Here is an 18271-nt window from a genome sequence, read left to right as displayed (position 1 = left end):
ATCCGAACGAGAGGCTCTAGGGCGAGACGGGGGCGTTGTGCAGGCAGTGCGAAAGGCAGCGGCGCCGGAACTCGGCGTCCTCGCCCAGCCGTTCCAGCAGATGCTTGCCGTACGCGCGCGTGGCCGCCGTCATGCGGAAGGCGCCGGGGCTCGACGGCTCGGGTGGGAACAGGAAGTGAGCCGTGAGCCCCTCGAAGGAGCGGGCGAGCTCGTCGGCCGGCAGCCGGTCGTCCGCGCACACCGTCACCGTGTCGGACAGGGTGAATGGCCCCGTGAAGACGGAGGCCCGCGCCCACAGCAGCCGTTCGCCGGGCGGGCAGAGCCGCTGGCTCCAGCGCAGCGAGGCGCGCAGCGTGCGCAGCCGGTGCGGCAGTCCGGGCATCGGGGCGGGCAGGTCGAGCAGGCGCTCGGGGCGGCCGATGAGCGACAGCAGGTCGTCGGCGTCGTGGCGGTTCAGCTGGCCCGCCGCGATGCGCAGGGCGAGCGGCAGACCGCCGAGTGCCGCGCAGACGCGGCGGGCCTGCTCGGGGTCCGGGTCCCGCGGCGCGCCGAGTGCCCGCGCGGCCGTCCTGAGCAGGCGGGCCGCGCCGCCGGGGGTGAGCGGGGGCAGCGGGAACGTGACCGGGGTGTCCAGCGGGACCCTGCTGGTGGCGAGGACCCGCAGCTCAGGACACGCCTGTACGAGGTGCAGCAGCGTGGCGGCGCACTCCGCGGCCTGCCGCTCGCAGGTGTCGACGACGAGGAGCACCGGGCGCCGACCGATCGCGGCGGCCAGCGCGGGGAGCTGCGGCACCGCGGGATCGCCGTCGATGCGCAGGGCGCGGGCGAGCGCGTGCGGCACGAGTCCGGGGATGTCGAGCGTGGCCAGGTCGGCGGTGCCCTTCGCGGACCAGGGCTCGCGGCGCATGCGCCGTACGACTTCGGCGGCGAGCGCGCTCTTGCCGACGCCGCCCGGCCCGGCGACCGTCACCAGGCGCTCCGTGCGCAGCAGCCCTTCGAGCGCGGCCGCGGCGTCGCCCCGGCCGACGAGTCCCACGGCCCGGATGTGCAGGAGCTCCGGCATGTTCTGGTGCCTCCGTCGTGCTGCCTCTTGCTGCGTTCCGGTCGGATGCGGCCAGCATGTGCCGGGCGGGCGGTCCCCGGCATCGGTGCGTGCGCAGAAATCGGCATACCTGTCCTCTGCGCGGGGTCCGGTCGGTGACGCGGGCCGATCACAGTAGCGGCGGTTTCCCCGACACCGGTCCGCGCGACCGATCAGAGCCGCTATCCGTTCGTAAGTTGCCGAATGGGCCCGGCCGGGAGCGAGTTGGAGGCGTTACCCGCCCGATCCGGAACGGATTGCCGCACCTGCGTGGCCGCTACGACACGCCCGTGAGCCGTAGGAGGCCCGTCGTCGCGGCGGCGCCCAGGACGACGACGGCGAAGGGCGCCTTCCGCCACGCGAGCACCCCGCCGGCCAGCACTCCGGCGGGCCGCGCCCACCCGGCGAAGCCGTGCCCCTCGGTCAGCGCCCCCGTCGCGAGCAGACCCACCAGCAGCACGGTCGCCCCTACGGTCAGCAACTCCTGTACCCGCGCGGGCAGTTCGACCCGCCCGTGCAACAGGGGCCCGGCGAGCCGGAAGGCGTACGTCCCGGCGGCCAGGACGAGGACGGCGATGAGCGTGGCGTTCACGAGGAGGCTCCCGGGGAGGCCGTACGGGAAGGGGACTCCGGGCGGTGCGTGCGGGACGGGGTTCCCCGCCGGGGCGTGCGGGCCACGAGCAATCCCGTCAGCGCCAGCAGGACCGGCACCCCCGCGGGCAGCACCGGTGTCGCGGCGACCGCGATCACCGCACCGGCCGCCGCGGCCCGCCGCACCCCGGCCGAGCCGCGCAGCGCGGGCAGTACGAGCGCAAGGAGCACCGCCGGGAACGCCGCGTCCAGGCCGAACCGGGCGGTGTCCCCGAGCGCGGAGCCCGCGAGCGCCCCGGCGAGCACGCTGAGGTTCCAGGCGGCGAAGAGCCCGAGGCCCGATATCCAGAACGCCGCCCTGCGCCGCCGGGGATCGCGCTGTGCGAGGACGAACGCCGCCGTCTCGTCGGTGACGAGGTGCGCGCCGACGAGACGCACGGGCCAGGACCGGCCGAGCGCGTCCGCGACGGCCAGACTGAACGCGGCCGTGCGGGTGTTGAGCAGCAGCCCGGTCGCCGCGGCGGCCACGGGACCGCCACCCGCCGCGAGCACGGCGACGGTGCTGAACTGCGCCGACCCGGCGAAGACGATCAGCGACATCAGCACGGGAACCCAGACGGGCAGCCCGCCGGTGACCGCGATCGCGCCGAAGGAGACACCCACGACGGCGTCGGCGAGGCAGACGAGCGCGATGTCGCGCAGGAGGCGCCGGTCGGTGCGGGCGGGAACGGCGCCGGGGTCCGAGGGCGTGACCGAGGCCACCGTTCGCCCAAGAGGGCTGTCTGTTCGGTGTGGCGAACGCATACTCGTAGAATGGACACGAGACCACCCGTTCGTCAAGGCGAACGTTTCGGTCCGTCTCAGCGAACGAACGATGAGATAGGAGCAGCATGGCCGGCGAGACCCCCCGCCTCCCCCTCGACCGCATCGCCGCGGCCCTGCGCCGGGAGCGCGGCCGGGCCGGGATCTCCCTGTCCGAGCTGGCCAAGCGCGCGGGGATCGCCAAGTCCACGCTTTCGCAACTGGAGTCGGCGAGCGGGAACCCGAGTCTGGAGACCCTCTGGGCGCTGAGCGTCGCACTCGACGTCCCGCCGAGTCTGCTGCTCGACCCGCCGCGCCCCGCCGTCCAGGTCATCAGGGCGGGCCAGGGCGTCGCCGTTCCGTCGGAGCAGGCCGACTACGCGGCGACGCTGCTCTCGCCGAACCCGCCGGGCTCCCGCCGTGACCTCTACTTCCTTCAGGTCGAACCCGGCGCGCCCCGTGAATCGGAGCCCCATATGCCGGGCGCCGTCGAGCACATCGTGGTGGGCTCCGGACGGGTCCTCGCGGGACCCCAGGACGATCCGGTCGAACTCGGACCGGGGGACTACATGTCGTACCCCGGCGACGTCCCGCACACCTGCCGTGCCCTGGAGCCGGGTACGACCTGCGTTCTGGTCATGCAGTACGCGTGAGCCGAAAAGGCAGGAGCCCCGTCTCCGCCGCGTGCCGGGGCACTTGGCGGAGCGGGGCTCCTTGGGTACTGCATCCGTTCCGGAGTCACGACGTCCCAAGGGCAAACCTGGGGACGCCCCACTTACATGGGGGTGACGTTCTCCGCCTGCGGGCCCTTGGGGCCCTGCGTGACGTCGAAGCTCACGGCCTGGTTCTCCTCGAGGGAGCGGAAGCCGTTTGCGTTGATCGCGGAGTAGTGGACGAAGACGTCCGGGCCGCCGCCTTCCTGGGCGATGAATCCAAAGCCCTTTTCAGCGTTGAACCACTTCACGGTTCCGGTAGCCATAAGCCCTCCTTGGGCCAAAGGGTCGCCCTGCTCCAGAACCTGCAAATGCACTTGCGAACAACTGCAAAAGTCTGAATACGACGAGAGCCCGCGGTCACATGCTCCGCAGGCTCTGTACTGCAAGGGAAACCAAACTGCAACTTGGCGGTGAGCCTAGCACGCAGGCACCGGAATGCAATAGAGGGCAAGATCACGTCACCCGGAGGTTTGATACGGGGCGTCAAAGGGTTGACAGGGGCGACTCGGGGACCCTGAAGCCTGCACCGTACCGCATGGGGTCTAGCCTCGCGATGTGGACAATTCTCCCGAGACCCCGCAGCGCAACCGGCCACGAGTCGGCCACATCCAGTTCCTCAACTGCATGCCCCTGTACTGGGGACTTGCCAGGACGGGAACGCTCCTCGACCTCGAGCTCACGAAGGACACCCCGGAGAAGCTCAGCGAGAGCCTCGTCCAGGGCGACCTCGACATCGCGCCCATCACTCTCGTCGAATTCCTGAAGGCCGCCGACCAGCTCGTCGCCTTCCCCGACCTCGCGGTCGGCTGCGACGGCCCGGTGATGTCGTGCGTGATCGTCTCGCAGGTACCTCTCGACCAGCTCGACGGGCGCAGGGTCGCGCTCGGCTCCACCTCGCGCACGTCCGTACGGCTCGCGCAGCTGCTGCTCGCCGACCGTTTCGGCGTACAGCCCGACTACTACACGTGCCCGCCCGACCTGGGCCTGATGATGCAGGACGCGGACGCGGCCGTGCTCATCGGGGACGCGGCCCTGCGCGCCAACCTCCACGACGCGCCGCGCCTTGGGCTCCAGGTCCACGACCTGGGCGCCCTGTGGAAGGAGTGGACGGGACTGCCGTTCGTCTTCGCCGTGTGGGCCGCCCGCAAGGACTACGCGGAGCGCGAGCCGCTCATCACGCGCAAGGTGCACGAGGCGTTCCTCGCCTCCCGGGACGTGTCCCTGGAAGAGGTCACCAAGGTCGCCGAGCAGGCCTCCCGCTGGGAGGTCTTCGACGAGCAGGTCCTCGAGCGCTATTTCACGACGCTCGACTTCCGCTTCGGCGCGCGGCAGCTGGAGGGCGTCACGGAGTTCGCCCGCCGGGTGGGTCCGACGACCGGCTTCGCGGCCGATGTCCGGGTCGATCTGCTGCAGCCGTGACGCGGTAGCTCCGCCGGCCTCGGAAGGCGTACGGGAATTCCCCCGCGGGAATTCGCGTACGCCTTCTGCGTTCCGCCCCTCTCGCCTGCGGGGCAATTCCGGCTATCCGGGAAACAACGGGCCGTTCGGTTGCGATCGACTGTGAACGTCAGGAATTTCACCGGTGAACGTTTTGAATACGGCGGGCACGCGGATATCGGAGGGATGCGTTCCGTCGAGCGGTGGCATCCGGGGTGCCGTGACGGGGGAGGACTACCCTGGCCCGACTGGAGCGTGGGCACAGGGGGAGGCCAGGCCATGCAGCCGCTGGAAGCCGGCGAACCGACCACGATCGGGCCCTACCGGCTGCTCGGAAGGCTCGGTTCGGGCGGAATGGGCCGCGTCTATCTGGGGCGCAGCGCCGGAGGCCGCACCGTCGCCGTGAAGGTCGTCCATCCGCACTTCGCGCTCGACGAGGAGTTCCGGGCGCGCTTCAGGCGCGAGGTCGACGCCGCGCGCCGTGTCGGGGGCGCCTGGACGGCGCCGGTTCTCGACGCCGACCCGGAGGCGTCCGTGCCGTGGGTGGCGACCGGGTACGTGGCCGGCCCCTCCCTCGCGCAGGCCGTGAAGGAACGCGCCCTGCCCGACCACTCCGTACGGGTCCTGGGCGCGGGCCTCGCCGAGGCGCTGGTGGCGGTGCACGGTCTCGGGCTCGTCCACCGCGACGTGAAGCCGTCGAACGTGCTGCTCACCGTGGACGGCCCGCGCCTGATCGACTTCGGCATCGCCCGCGCCACCGACGGCACCGCCTCCCTCACCTCCACCGGCGTTTCGATCGGGTCGCCCGGATACATGGCGCCCGAGCAGATCCTCGGCAAGGGCGTCACGGGCGCCGCCGACGTCTTCTCCCTCGGCGCGGTCCTGGTCTACGCGGTGACCGGCACGTCCCCTTTCTCCGGGGACTCGTCCGCCGCGCTCCTCTACAAGGTGGTGCACGAGGAGCCCGAACTCGGCCTGGCGCGCGGGGAGCTGCGCGACGTCGCCGCCGCGTGCCTGGCGAAGGACCCGGCCGCGCGACCCACCCCTGACGAGGTGGTGAGCGCTCTCGCCCCGCAGGGCGCGGCCCGGCTCGTGGCGGCGGGGTGGCTGCCGGGCGCGCTGGTGGAGCAGGTGGGGCGCAGCGCGGTGGCACTCCTGGACCTGGAGGGCGCGGCGCCGGCGGGTGTCGCCGAGCGCTCTGGTCCCGTCGGCTTCAGCAGGCCCTCGGTCGGCTGGCCGTCGGACGCGGCGGGGGCGCCCGCCGGGGTGTTCGGGCCGCCCGATCCCGCGTACGCGCCTCCGGCCCCGCAGACCTACGTGCCCGCCGACTCCGCCGTGCCGGCGCCGCGCACTGAGGTGCCGGGAGCCGGGAAGGTCTCCGTCAGCGTGGCCGCGACGTCCCTGCCGGGCGTCAACGGGCGTGGGCGCAGGCTCAGTTGTACGGTCGCTCTGGGAGTCGCGGGCGCCCTTGCCGCGGTCACCTTGGGCTCGGCCTTCCTCTTCGACCTGCTGCCGGGGGATTCGGACTCGCAAGGCGGCTCGGACACGGGTGGGAGGCCGCCCGCGGCCACGCCGTCCGGCGGGCAGGTCCCGTCCGGCTATCTCGGCAAGTGGCACGGCAAGGTGGTGCAGGCCGGGGTTCCGTTCGGCACCTTCGATGTCGAGGTGCGGCAGGCGAGGCCGGGGCAGAAGGTCGGCACGGTGACGTCGACCGATCCGCTGGGCATCAACTGTGTCGACGTACTCACCTTGAAGTCGGCCACGGGCAAGGAGCTGGTGGCTGGGGGAGAGGCCGCCGAGTCGAACCCCGGAACGTGCGCGTCGTCCGCCCACACCGTGCATCTACGGCTGGAGGGGAAGGTGCTGGTGTACACGTCGGAGTATCCGGAGGCGGGCAACCCGAAGGCGCGCCTGGGGCGGGTGGGCGGCTGAGCCGGGGGCGTGCGGCGAGGCCGCGGAGGGCCGGTCAGTTCTTGGGCGTCGTACGCGATCTCCCTGACGCTACGTGTCGCCCTTGCCGGCGACGAAGGAGCCCATGCCGGGAGTGGTGACGATCAGCCCTTCCGCGCGCAGGGCGGCGGTGGCCTTGCGGACCGTCACGCGCGAGACGCCGAATTCAGCCTCGAGCTTCACCTCGGAGCTGACGCCTGACGGGCTCCCGGGGGAGTACGTAGGGTGCGAGGCGTGGATGTGGACCTGCTGTTGGTCGTCGGGGCTGTCTTCTGGGGTGTGGTCGCCGGAGGACTTGTGCCTCGTGCCGCCTACCGGTTCTCCGTCGAGCCCGGCGAGGACTGGCGGGCCGTGTGCCCCGCCGGACATCCCATCGGCGGCCTTGCGGGCGGCTGGCTCGGGCGTGCCCGGTGCGCGGACGGTACCCGGTACGGGCCCCGCACCGCTCTCGTCTCCCTCGCCACCGCTCTCGTCTGTGCCGCCCTCGCCGCCGCGACCGGCGCTCGCCCCGAACTCGCGGCCTGGCTGCTGCTCGCGCCCGTGGGAGTGCTGCTCGCGGTGGTCGACGCCAGGGTGAAGCGGCTGCCCGACGTGCTGACCCTGCCGCTCGCCGCGGCCGCCCTCGCCCTGCTCGGGCTCGCCGCGCTGCTGCCCGAGCCCGGCGGCGCCTGGCGCACGTCCCTGCTCGGCGCGGCCGCACTCGGCGGCGGCTACCTCGTGCTCTTCCTCATCCACCCCGCCGGGATGGGATTCGGGGACGTGAAACTGGCCGTCGGACTGGGTGCGGTGCTCGGCTGGTACGGCTGGGGCCTGCTGCTCATCGGAACGTTCGCCGGGTTCCTGTTCGCGGCGCTGTACGGGGGTGTGCTCGTGGCGCTGCGGCGGGCGGGGCGGCGGACCGCGATCCCGTTCGGCCCGTTCCTGATCGCGGGCGCCTTCGCCGGCGTGCTGATGGGGGCGTACGCCGCCTGATCCCGGGTGAAGTCCGGTGGGGAACCGCGGCGTCTAAGGTCATCGTCTGTTCGAACAGTGGTTGCCACTACGGGTGATGGCGAAACAGGGGGATGACGGGGGATGGGCTACGTACTGCCCGGCTGGCTGGATGAGGTCCTCGACTTCATCGGGATCAACTGGCCCAACGTGGACGAGGACGACTACCGCGAAATGGCCACGGCCCTGCGGGAGTTCGCCGAGCAGTTCGAGGGCCATGGGGCGTCCGCGCACCAGGAGATCGCTCAGGTGCTCGCCTCCAGCTCGGGGTACGCGGTCGATGCCCTGGAGAAGCACTGGGGGAAGGTGAAGGCCGGGCATCTGGACGAACTGCCCAAACTGGCCCGGCTGTTCGCGGACGCCTGTGACGTGGTCGCGGACGTCGTCTTCGGCATGAAGACGAAGGCCGAGATCGAACTCGGGGTGATGGCCGCCTCGGTCGGTATCTCGGCCGGCCTCGCCGTGGTCACCGGCGGACTCTCGGCGCTGATCGGCGCCGCCGAGGTGACGGCGATGCGCGAGGTGGCCCGGCGGATCGTCAAGGAGGCCGCCGAGGAGATCGTCTCCCAGCTCCTCGCGAAGGTCACCGAGCCGGTCTCCAAGAAGCTGGAGAAGATGGCCGAGGACGTCGCCCTCGACCTGGCGTCGGACGCGCTGTCTCTGCCGCCCGAGACCATGGACCCCGGCGGCGACGGCGGCAAGGGCGGCGGGGGACACCACGGCGGCGGCAAGGACCACATGGCGCTGGCCTCCGCCGGAGGCGGGGGTGGCGGCGGAGGCGGCGGCACCGGCGACGACATCCACATCGACCACGTCGCGTACAAGAGCGGCGCCGACAACCTGGTGCGCCGCGGCGGCGACATGCACAGCTTCTCCATGCCGTCCCTGACCCGCGCAAGGACGGCCTTCGGCAAGAGCAAGGGCCGTGACCCCTTCACCCAGGCCTTCGACTCGATGCTCCACGGCGCGCTCAAGGGCACCGAGAAGGCGTTCGGCCGGGTCGTCAAGCACGTACGGGACGAGGTCACCGAGGGCATCCGGGCCACGTCCAAGCACCACAAGAACACCGACCACGACATCCGGGCCCGGATAAAGGCCATCGCGTCCGGCAAGGGCGGCAAAGACGGCGACGACGGCAGGCACAAGCCGTACGGCGGGGGCAAGCGTCGCCCGGGGTCGATGCGTACGGCGCTGGACAGCGCGCGGGAGAAGGCCGTCGCCCTGCTGCGGCGCCGCTGCAAGACCGACCCGGTCGACGTGGCGAGCGGCGAGATGGTCCTGAGCCAGACGGACCTGGCCCTGCCCGGTGTGCTGCCGCTGGTGCTGCGGCGCACGCACATATCCAGCTACCGCTACGGCCACTGCTTCGGGGCGAGCTGGGCCTCCACGCTCGACGAACGCCTCGAACTGCACGGCACCGGCGCGCTGTGGGCCCGCGAGGACGGCTCCGTCCTCGTCTACCCGGCGCTTCCCCGCGACCCGGACGAAGAGGTCCTGCCGCTGGAGGGCGACCGCATTCCGCTCACCTACGTCGAGCGGTCGGTCCTCGGCGAAGTCACCTACTCCGTGAGCGAGGTGCGCTCCGGCCTTACACGCCGCTTCACCGGCAACCCGTACACCTCCGGCCTCTACTGGCTGCGCGAGCTCGAGGACCGCAACGGCAACGCCGTGCAGATCGTCCGCGACGACGAGGGCCTGCCCGCGACCGTCCTCCACGAGGGCGGCTACCACGTGAAGGTGACCACCGACCGCGGGCTCGGCCGGGTCACCGCCCTCGACCTGCGGACCCCGGAGGGCCCGGTCCGCGTCACCTCGTTCGGGTACGACGCGGCACGGGACCTGGAGACGGTCACCAACTCCTCCGGAGCCCCGCTGCGTTTCACGTACGACGACGAGCACCGCGTGACGTCGTGGACCGACCGCAACGGCCACGCCTACACCTACGTCTACGACGCCGCGGGCCGTGTCGTGGAGACCGTCGGCCCGGACGGCGCGCTCTCCTCGCGCTTCGACTACGACCTCGCCGAGCGCGTCACCCGGTTCAGGGACTCCACGGGCGCCATCACCGTGACCCGCCTCAACACGCTCGGCCAGACCGTGTCCGAGACCGACCCGCTGGGCAACACCGTCCACTTCGAGTGGGACCGCTACGACAACCTGATCTCCCGTACCGACGAACTCGGCAGCACGGCCACGTTCACGTACGACGATGCAGGCAATCTGCTCACGGTGCACTTCCCGGACGGGCGCCGGTCGTCGGCCACGTACAACGCCCTGCACCAGCCGGAGACGATGACGGGCCCGGACGGCACGGTGTGGCGCCACACCTACGACGCGTTCGGCAACCGGACCGCGATCACCGCACCCGACGGGACGTCGACCACGTTCACGTACGACGCCGCAGGCGCTGTCGCCACGGCGACCTACCCCACCGGTGACACGGAGCTGCGCACCAACGACCAGGCGGGCGTGACGCTTTCGGTCACCGATCCGCAGGGCGCCGTGTACACGGTGCGGCGGGACGCCTTCGCCCGGCCCTGCGAGTCCGTCGACCCGGCGGGATCCGTCACCCGCCTGGAGTGGACGACGGACGGCTGGCTCACGCGGCGCGTCGCCCCGGACGGGACGAGCGAGTCGTGGACGTGGGACGACGAGGGCAACTGCCTCTCGTACACGAACCCGCTGGGCTCCGTCGTCCGGTTCGAGTACGCCTGGTTCGACCAGCTCACCGCCCGCACGGGCCCCGACGGGGCGCGCTACGAGTTCTCCCACGACACCGAGCTGCGGGTCACGGGCGTCCTCAACCCACAGGGCAGGACGTGGAGTTACGTCTACGGAGCGTCCGGACTCCCGGTGTCCGAGACCGACTTCGACGGCCGCACCACCACGTACGAGCACGACGCCGCAGGCCGTCTCCTCACCCGCACGACGCCGCTCGGCGAGCGGATCACGACGGTCTACGACGCCGTGGGCAACGCGCTGTCGAAGGACGTCGCCGGGGTCGTCACCCACTTCTCCTACGACGCGGGGGACCGAATGACCCGGGCCGTGTCGCCGACGTCCACCCTCACGCTGGAGCGGGACGCGATGGGGCGCCTCGTCGCGGAGACCGTCGACGGACGCACCCTGCGGCTCGGCTACGACGCGCACGGCGAGCTGACGTCGCGCACGACACCCACCGGGGCCGTGGCCACGTACGCCTACGACGCCGGGGGCAACCGCACGCGCGTCGAGGGCTCCGGCCGCACGCTCACCTACACGCGCGACGAGATGGGCCGGGAACTCCAGCGCACGTTCGGGCCGGCCGACGCGCCCGTCACGCTCGCCTCGGGATGGGACGCGATCGGGCGCCTCACGTCCCAGTCGGTCTCCACCGCGCGGCGCACGGTCCGCTCACGGGCGTACGGCTACCGCGCCGACGGCCTGCTGACCTCGGCGACCGACCAGCTGACCGGCCTGACCACGCAGTTCGAGCTCGACCCGCTGGGCAGACCCCTCGGCGTCAGCGCGGGCGACTGGTCCGAGGCCTACGCCTACGACACCACGGGAAACCAGACCAGCGCCCAGTGGCCCGACCGTGCCCGGCACACGGAGAGCCGCGGCGAACGGGACTACGACGGGACGCGCATCCTCCGCGCGGGCGACGTGCGCTACGAGTACGACGCCGCGGGACGGGTCGTCCTGCGCCAGAAGCGGCGCCTGTCGCGCGGCCCCGACACCTGGCGCTACGCGTGGGACGCCGAGGACCGCCTGGTGTCCTGCACCACCCCCGACGGCGTGGTGTGGCGCTACACCTACGACCCGCTCGGCCGCCGCACCGCCAAGTACCGCATGGCGCCCGACGGACGGACCACCGAGGCCGAGTCGACGGTTCGCTTCTCCTGGGACGGCCCGGTGCTCGCCGAGCAGACGGACGACGTGACCGGTGTGACGCTGACCTGGGACTACGAGGGCTACCGCCCGATCTCCCAGCTCGAACGCCGGCTCACACCGGACGCCGCCCAGCCGGACATGGACAGCCGGTTCTTCGCCATCGTCACCGACCTGGTCGGCACGCCCACCGAGCTCGTCGACGAACAGGGCGAGATCGCCTGGTACAAACGCTCCACCCTCTGGGGCATCACGGCCTGGAACCGCGAGGCCGACGCCTACACCCCGCTCCGCTTCCCGGGTCAGTACGACGACCCGGAGACCGGCCTGCACTACAACTACTTCCGGCACTACGACCCGGAGACGGCCCGCTACGTCTCGGCGGACCCGCTGGGCCTGGTCCCGGCGCCGAACCCGGCCGCGTACGTCGGCAATCCCCATACGCGGATGGACCCCGAAGGGCTGATTGCCAAGGGGTGCACGGAAAAGGGCGGCTGGTACGGCGGACAGCTCCCGGCGAACCTCAAGGACAAGAACGGGAACCGGGTCTCCACCATCGATATGGAGGTCAACCACATCCCGCCGAAGACGGCGTGGAAGAACATCACGGACCCGGGCTTCTACCGGGCCGGGAAACCACACAAGAAGCAGCAGGTCCGCAGCGGTCCGTCCATCCGTATGGAGTACGACGACCACCGTTCCCTCTACAGCACCGGCAGCGACCTGCAGACGCAGGCGTGGCACATGAGGCAGCGGGAACTGGTGGACCAGGGGCGTATCACCGAGGCAATGCGCATGGATATCGATGACATCAAGCGCAGGTTCCCCGGCAAATACGACTCGCACATCGAAGATATGGTCAACAGCCTCAAGGACAACAAGAACCTCAAGGACATGCTCACCAAGCGCGGCTGGAGCATCGACACGGCCGAACTGCTTCGGTGAGACGGCCAGTTGTCAAGCGGTAGAAGCGGTAAAGGGGAGAGAACATGGATGTCGAGATTCGGCCGAACGCCGGCGTTGCCCCGTTCCGGTTCGGCATGCCCTTCGGTGAGGCGATGGACATCGCCCGGGATCTGGGTGCCACCGTCAGCCATCAGGCGGGTGCCGAGCAGCCGCCGGGCCAGTACGTGCTGACGCTGGAGGACTCCAGGTTCCAGTTCGTCCTGTTCTTCCCGGAGGACCGGGCACTGGCCAGTGTCGAACTCTGGCGCTTCCGCAAGGAGGACGCCGACATCAACGTGACCTTCGACGGTCTGGACGTGTTCCGCACCCCCAGCGAGGAGCTGGTGGAGCAGATCGAGGAGCGCGGGCACGAGGTCGAGTACGACGACGACTACGGGACGTATCTCCTGCCGGAGCTCAAGACCACCTTCGCGAACAACAGCTCCTACGAGTACCCCACCGACGACGAGGGCGACCCCCTGTACTTCGACTACGTCCTGGTCACGACACGGCCGGTCCGCTGACCCGGCGGGCGGGCGGGCGGGGTGGGTCGGGGCGGGTCGGGGCGCCTGGTCTCGGGCAGCCGGAAGAGCTGGCGTAGGCTGGATCGGTCCGTCCATTGACCCCGCGAAAGGGACCCCGGTGACCGAGAAGGCCGACCTTCAGCCCGTCCTCGACCGTGCCGCCGCGGGTGGACGCATCACCCCCGAAGAGGCGCTCGACCTCTACCGCGACGCTCCCCTGCACGCGCTCGGCGCGGCCGCCGACGCGATCAGGCGCCGCCGGTACGCCGGCACCGAGCACATCGCGACGTACATCATCGAGCGGAACATCAACTACACGAACGTCTGCGTGACGGCGTGCAAGTTCTGCGCCTTCTACGCCGCGCCCAAGGACACCGCCAAGGGCTGGACGCGCGACCTCGACGACATCCTGCGCCGCTGCGCCGAGACCGTCGAACTCGGCGGCACGCAGATCATGTTCCAGGGCGGCCACCACCCGGACTACGGCGTCGAGTACTACGAGAAGCACTTCTCCGCCATCAAGCAGGCGTTCCCCCAGCTGGTCATCCACTCCCTCGGCGCGTCCGAGGTCGAGCACATGGCCCGCATCTCCAAGGTGTCCGTGGAGGAGGCCATCGAGCGCATCCACGCGGCCGGCCTCGACTCCTTCGCGGGCGCCGGCGCCGAGCTCCTCCCGGCCCGCCCCCGCAAGGCGATCGCCCCGCTGAAGGAGTCCGGCGAGCGCTGGCTGGAGATCATGGAGGCGGCCCACCGCCTCGGCGTCGAGTCGACGTCCACGATGCTGATGGGCACCGGCGAGACCAACGCCGAGCGCATCGAGCACCTCCGCATGATCCGCGACGTACAGGACCGCACGGGCGGCTTCCGCGCCTTCATCCCGTACACGTACCAGCCGGAGAACAACCACCTGAAGGGCCGCACGCAGGCGACGCTCTTCGAGTACCTGCGGATGATCGCCATCGCGCGGATCTTCCTCGACAACGTGGCCCACATCCAGGGCTCCTGGCTGACCACCGGCAAGGAGGTCGGACAGCTGTCGCTGCACTACGGCGCCGACGACCTCGGTTCGATCATGCTGGAGGAGAACGTCGTCTCCTCGGCCGGTGCCAAGCACCGCTCGAACCGCCTGGAGATCATCGACCTCATCCGCAAGGCGGGCCGCGTCCCCGCGCAGCGCGCCACGACGTACGAGCACCTCGTCGTGCACGACGACCCGGCGAACGACCCGGTCGACGACCGCGTCCAGTCGCACATCTCGTCCACCGCGATCGAGGGCGGCACGGCACACCCCGAGCTGAAGCTCGTCTCCACCAACTGAGGCTCATTTGCTGACGATCCACGTGGCCGAGGCCTCGCCCGAGGCCGCGGTCCTGGTCGACGGGGCGTCCGTCGCCGCCCTCGGCCCGTACGAGGACCTCGCCGCCGTCCGCCCGCAGGCACGGGTGCGGCGGTGGCCCGGCATCCTCACGCCCGGCCTGCTCAACCCGTACGGGCCCGAGATCCTCGAAGGCACGTACCACCCGGACCCGCGCGAGGCCGACGAGTTCGGCACGCGGCCGGTCGTCGGGGAGCGCGCGCGGGAGATCTTCCGTGCCGATCCGTCCCGGGTCGGGGCCAGCGCGCGGCGCGGCATCCAGCAGCTGTTCGCGCACGGCACGGTCGCCGTGGCCGGGGAGCTGCGCTCCCGCGCCGTGGTGGACGCGGTGCGCAGGGCCGGACTCGCGATCGGGCAGCGCCCGCCGAACCAGCCGGGGCCGGTGTCCTTCTCGCCGGTGCCGCTCGTCCTGCTGCCGCCGCTGGTCGTGGGCGGACCGGCCAGGTTCGCCGTGTTCGACGTGCCGGACCGCGCCTCGCTCGCGCGGCTCGGCCCGGCCAGCTGTGTGGCCACGGTCATCGAAGGTCGCCTGGTGTACCGGCGCCGCTGACGCCTGCCCGGGGGCGTACTGCCACAATGGACGCGTGACCCGCGCATCCCTGGACAAGCAGCCGCACGAAGTCGCTTCGATGTTCGACGACGTGGCGGACCGGTACGACCTCACCAACGACGTGCTCTCGCTCGGCCAGGCACGGCTGTGGCGCAAGGAGGTCGCGAAGGCCGTCGACGCGCGGCCCGCGCAGAAGGTCCTCGACCTCGCGGCCGGTACGGCGACGTCCTCGCAGCCGTTCGCGCAGGCCGGCGCCTATGTCGTGCCCTGCGACTTCTCGATCGGGATGCTCCAGGTCGGCAAGAAGCGGCACCCGTGGATGCCGTTCACCGCGGGCGACGCGACGAAGCTGCCGTTCAAGGACGACACCTTCGACGCCGTGACCATCTCCTTCGGCCTCAGGAACGTGCAGGACACGGACACGGCGCTGCGCGAGCTGTACCGGGTGACGAAGCCCGGCGGGCGCGTCGTGATCTGCGAGTTCTCGCAGCCGACGTGGGCGCCGTTCCGCACCGTCTACACCGAGTACCTGATGCGGGCCCTGCCGCCGGTGGCCCGCGCCGTGTCCTCGAACCCGGACGCGTACGTCTACCTCGCCGAGTCGATCCGCAGCTGGCCCGACCAGCCGGCGCTCGCGGCCCGCCTCCAGAAGGCCGGCTGGTCGGACGTGGCCTGGCGCAACCTGACGGGCGGCGTCGTGGCGCTGCACCGGGGCGTCAAGTAGCGGGCTTTGAAGTAGCGGGCCCTCAATTCCCGTTCCGTGCCCGTCCGTTGTGCCGAATCCCCGCCACGGGGAACCGGTCACCGGGAAAGATGTGTCCGTTGAGTACGTGGTGACAGCCGGTCACCCCTGGTGACGGTACGACTTTCCCGGATGACGGAGCATTTTCCCATGGCGTCGTTCTGCCCGCACTGCGGAGCCCAGGCTCCCGACGAGGCCCGCTTCTGCATGAAGTGCGGGCGGGAACGAACGCCGGAGCGCGAGCCTACGGCTCAGGGGCCCGCGGCTCCTCCGGCGGCGCCCCCTGGTCAGCCGCCCGCTCCGCCGCTCGCGCCGCCCGCCGCCCCGCCGCCGCCCGCGTTCGCCCCCGGCGGGCCCTCGCCCGTCGGAGCCTTCTTCGGGCGCGCCTTCCGCGGCGACTGGGCCGGCTCGGCGCAGGCCGCGCTGTGGCCCGTCGGACTCCTGGTGATCGCCGCCGTCGCCCTCGCCATCCCTTCGTACGGGCAGGGCAGCTATGTCGTCGTCGGGTTCGGGGACCGGATGCGGATCTCGCTCGCGCTGCTGCTCCAGTCGCTCGGCGGCGGCTTCGAGGTGTCGGCCTCCGGCGGCTCCTCGCCCTTCGGCGGCGGGGACTCGCCGTTCGGCTCCGGCGGCGGTGACATGGGCGCGGAGCTCAGCGGCGGCGCCGCGCTCTCCCTCGTCCCTCTCACCGTCACCGCCCTGTGGATCCTGGCGCTCTGGATCGGCGTACGCGTCCTGCGCTCACGACTCCGGGCCCGCGCGACGAGCCCGGCCGTCCCCGGCGGCCACCCCGTCCCCGGCACGCCCGGACCCGGTACTCCCGGGCTCGAAGCCGCCCTGCGTGTCGCCCTGTTGGTGACCGTCGGCGTTCTCGTACTCGGCCTGTTCGCGCAGCCCTCGATCCAAGGCGTACGGATCTCGTCGTCACCCGTGCTCGCCGCGCTCGGCGCGCTCCTCATCTCGCTCGCCGTCGCCGCGGGAATGCTGCACCGCGACGACCTGGCCCAGTGGCTCGCAGCCCGGCCGGCGGCGCTGGCGCTGGTGCGGGCCACCGGGACGGCACTGCGCGCCCTCGCCGTCGTCCTCGTGATCTGCTCGATCGCCGCGTTCATCAGCGTCGCCCAGATCGACGACCTGGGCGATGCCTCCGACGTGTCCGACCTCGGCCAGGCCGACCTGTCGCCGCTGGTCGTCGCCCTGCTCGTGCTGCCCAACCTCGGCGCCATGGCGCTCGGCCTCGGCTGGGGCGCGCCCATCTCCTTCGAGGCGGGCGGCAGTTCGACGTACGGGGGCGGGTATCAGCACCAGTCGTTCGGCCTCTCCGAGCTCGGCGACGTCACCAACTCGTGGGCGGTCGTGGGGGCGCTGGCCCTCGGCACCGTCTGCGCGCTGACCGTGGGCGTGATGGCGGCCCGACGGTCGGCCGACCGTCGCGAGCAGCTCCTTTCCGCCGGGATCTTCCTCGGTCTGTTCCTGCTGCTCGGCGCGCTCGGCGGCCTCGGTGTGAGGGCCACCGGGGCCGCGTCCGACCTCGGCGGCAGCGGCACGGGCAGCGCCGGCGTGGGCCTCGGCCTGGCGGAGGCGCTCCTGTTCGGGCTGCTGTGGGTGTTCGCGGCGGCGTTTCTCGCGCCGTATCTGATGCAGATGGCGGGGGCGCGGACCGGGATCGTCCCGGAACCGCAGGTGCCGCCGGGGGCGTTCGGGCTTGCGCCGGATGCCCTTGCGCCGGATGCCCCTGTGCAGGCGCATCGCGCGTCGGCGGCTCCCGTTCAGGCGCCTACCGCGCCGGAAGCGCCCAACGAACCGCCCGCCCCCAACGACCCGCCGAACCCCGCCGTGGCGGCCGCCCTGCCGACGGCCACCGCCGCTCCGGTGCCCACCCCCACGCCTCCCCCCGGGCCCGCCCCCGCCCCCGCTGCTCTGTACGACCCGCGCACCTTCCAGCTAGGCGTGCAGCCGGCCGCCGCGCCGGCCAAGTCGCCGCGCCGCGCCGGGATCTGGGTCGCCACCATCGCCGGCGCGTTCGTCATCGGGGGCGGCGTGGCGGCCGGGGTGCTGCTGCTCCAGGACCACGGCGGCAAGGACGACAAGGCGGGCCGCGACGACAAGCCCGCCGTCGGCACCGAGCAGCCCGCCACGTCGCAGACGCCGACCCCGGTGCCGAGCCCCACACCGAGTGCGACGCCGGACCGGGCCACGGACACCACGCCGAGCACGACCCCGGACGTGACCGTTCCGTCCGGCTACCGCAAGGCCGTCGACCCCATGGGCTTCTCTTTCGTGATCCCCGACGTGTGGTCGCGCCAGGGCGTGGAGAACGGCAGCCAGATCACCTACGCGGGCAGCACCGGCGCCGAGCACTACCTCATCGGCGTCATCCCGGACGCGGGCTACACCTCGTACGACAACGTCCTCAACATGGAGAAGCATGCCGAGGAGGACAAGAAGAAGCAGGACTACCAGCGGATCGACCTGCGCCGGAACACCTTCCAGGGGCGGCCAGGCGCGATCTGGGAGTACACCTACCGCGACGAGGGCGGCCGGACGATGCACGGCATCGACCAGTCGTACGTCGCCGAGGACGGCACCGAGTACACGATCTTCCTCGTGGGGCAGCAGGACGTGTGGGCCGACCTGAAGAGGATGTACCGGACCGGCCTGGAGTCCTGGCGCCTGACGAACTGACTCCGGCCGGGCGC

General features: G+C 71.7%; 15 protein-coding genes. 10 read left to right on the top strand and 5 right to left on the bottom strand.

Translation table 11 applies throughout. From position 1 onward, the window contains the following. Window positions 1-16: 16 nt before the first annotated feature. From ACWFR4_RS35210 to ACWFR4_RS35200, 3 genes are all read right to left on the bottom strand, one after another. On the bottom strand, window positions 17-1063 hold the full coding sequence (locus ACWFR4_RS35210) for an ATP-binding protein (protein ID WP_453656017.1): 1047 nt from the start codon (window positions 1061-1063) through the stop codon (window positions 17-19). Window positions 1064-1358: 295 nt separating this feature from the next. After that, window positions 1359-1673, bottom strand: a complete 315-nt coding sequence (locus ACWFR4_RS35205) for an AzlD domain-containing protein (protein ID WP_453457048.1) — start codon at window positions 1671-1673, stop codon at window positions 1359-1361. Then, complete coding sequence (locus ACWFR4_RS35200; RefSeq protein ID WP_453656016.1) at window positions 1670-2476, bottom strand: AzlC family ABC transporter permease; 807 nt, start codon at window positions 2474-2476, stop codon at window positions 1670-1672. The genes ACWFR4_RS35205 and ACWFR4_RS35200 overlap by 4 nt, the downstream gene beginning before the upstream one ends. Before the next feature lie 86 nt (window positions 2477-2562). Between ACWFR4_RS35200 and ACWFR4_RS35195 the strand changes: the two genes are divergently transcribed. After that, on the top strand, window positions 2563-3126 hold the full coding sequence (locus tag ACWFR4_RS35195) for a helix-turn-helix domain-containing protein (RefSeq protein ID WP_453457042.1): 564 nt from the start codon (window positions 2563-2565) through the stop codon (window positions 3124-3126). 122 nt (window positions 3127-3248) lie between these two features. Here the strand turns inward: ACWFR4_RS35195 and ACWFR4_RS35190 are convergent, their stop codons facing one another. Next, window positions 3249-3452: a cold-shock protein gene (locus tag ACWFR4_RS35190; protein ID WP_006138897.1), complete on the bottom strand. Its 204-nt coding sequence runs from the start codon at window positions 3450-3452 to the stop codon at window positions 3249-3251. 292 nt (window positions 3453-3744) lie between these two features. Between ACWFR4_RS35190 and ACWFR4_RS35185 the strand changes: the two genes are divergently transcribed. Both ACWFR4_RS35185 and ACWFR4_RS35180 read left to right on the top strand, forming a co-directional pair. Next, the gene (locus ACWFR4_RS35185) at window positions 3745-4608 is read left to right on the top strand and encodes a menaquinone biosynthetic enzyme MqnA/MqnD family protein (RefSeq protein WP_100598013.1); all 864 of its coding nucleotides are present in this window, start codon (window positions 3745-3747) and stop codon (window positions 4606-4608) included. Window positions 4609-4905: 297 nt separating this feature from the next. Next, window positions 4906-6558 carry a serine/threonine-protein kinase gene (locus ACWFR4_RS35180; RefSeq protein ID WP_453457039.1) on the top strand — a complete coding sequence of 551 codons (1653 nt, stop codon included), beginning with the start codon at window positions 4906-4908 and terminating at the stop codon, window positions 6556-6558. A gap of 69 nt (window positions 6559-6627) precedes the next feature. On the opposite strand, the gene ACWFR4_RS35175 is transcribed toward ACWFR4_RS35180, so the two are convergent. Next, window positions 6628-6759 (bottom strand): GntR family transcriptional regulator, encoded by a 132-nt coding sequence (locus ACWFR4_RS35175; RefSeq protein WP_453656015.1) that lies wholly within the window; start codon window positions 6757-6759, stop codon window positions 6628-6630. Between the two features lie 51 nt (window positions 6760-6810). On the opposite strand from ACWFR4_RS35175, the gene ACWFR4_RS35170 reads away from it, so the two are divergent. From ACWFR4_RS35170 to ACWFR4_RS35140, 7 genes are all read left to right on the top strand, one after another. Continuing rightward, window positions 6811-7548, top strand: a complete 738-nt coding sequence (locus ACWFR4_RS35170; protein ID WP_453656014.1) for a prepilin peptidase — start codon at window positions 6811-6813, stop codon at window positions 7546-7548. A gap of 102 nt (window positions 7549-7650) precedes the next feature. Then, on the top strand, window positions 7651-12381 hold the full coding sequence (locus ACWFR4_RS35165; protein ID WP_453656013.1) for a DUF6531 domain-containing protein: 4731 nt from the start codon (window positions 7651-7653) through the stop codon (window positions 12379-12381). Between the two features lie 44 nt (window positions 12382-12425). Beyond that, window positions 12426-12905: a hypothetical protein gene (locus ACWFR4_RS35160; RefSeq protein ID WP_453656012.1), complete on the top strand. Its 480-nt coding sequence runs from the start codon at window positions 12426-12428 to the stop codon at window positions 12903-12905. A 118-nt stretch (window positions 12906-13023) separates the two neighbouring features. After that, a complete protein-coding gene (mqnC, locus tag ACWFR4_RS35155) occupies window positions 13024-14223 on the top strand; it encodes a cyclic dehypoxanthinyl futalosine synthase (RefSeq protein WP_389531204.1) in 1200 nt (399 codons plus the stop codon). A gap of 7 nt (window positions 14224-14230) precedes the next feature. Beyond that, window positions 14231-14830, top strand: a complete 600-nt coding sequence (locus tag ACWFR4_RS35150; RefSeq protein ID WP_453656011.1) for a hypothetical protein — start codon at window positions 14231-14233, stop codon at window positions 14828-14830. Window positions 14831-14864: 34 nt separating this feature from the next. After that, window positions 14865-15554 carry a demethylmenaquinone methyltransferase gene (locus ACWFR4_RS35145; RefSeq protein WP_266673174.1) on the top strand — a complete coding sequence of 230 codons (690 nt, stop codon included), beginning with the start codon at window positions 14865-14867 and terminating at the stop codon, window positions 15552-15554. Window positions 15555-15722: 168 nt separating this feature from the next. Then, entirely contained in the window at window positions 15723-18257 is a 2535-nt protein-coding gene (locus tag ACWFR4_RS35140; protein WP_453656010.1) for a zinc ribbon domain-containing protein, read from the top strand. The last annotated feature ends 14 nt before the right edge of the window (window positions 18258-18271 follow it).

The sequence above is a fragment of the Streptomyces sp. NPDC055140 genome (genome assembly GCF_053607285.1).
This window is presented reverse-complemented; position numbering and strand designations above follow the sequence as displayed.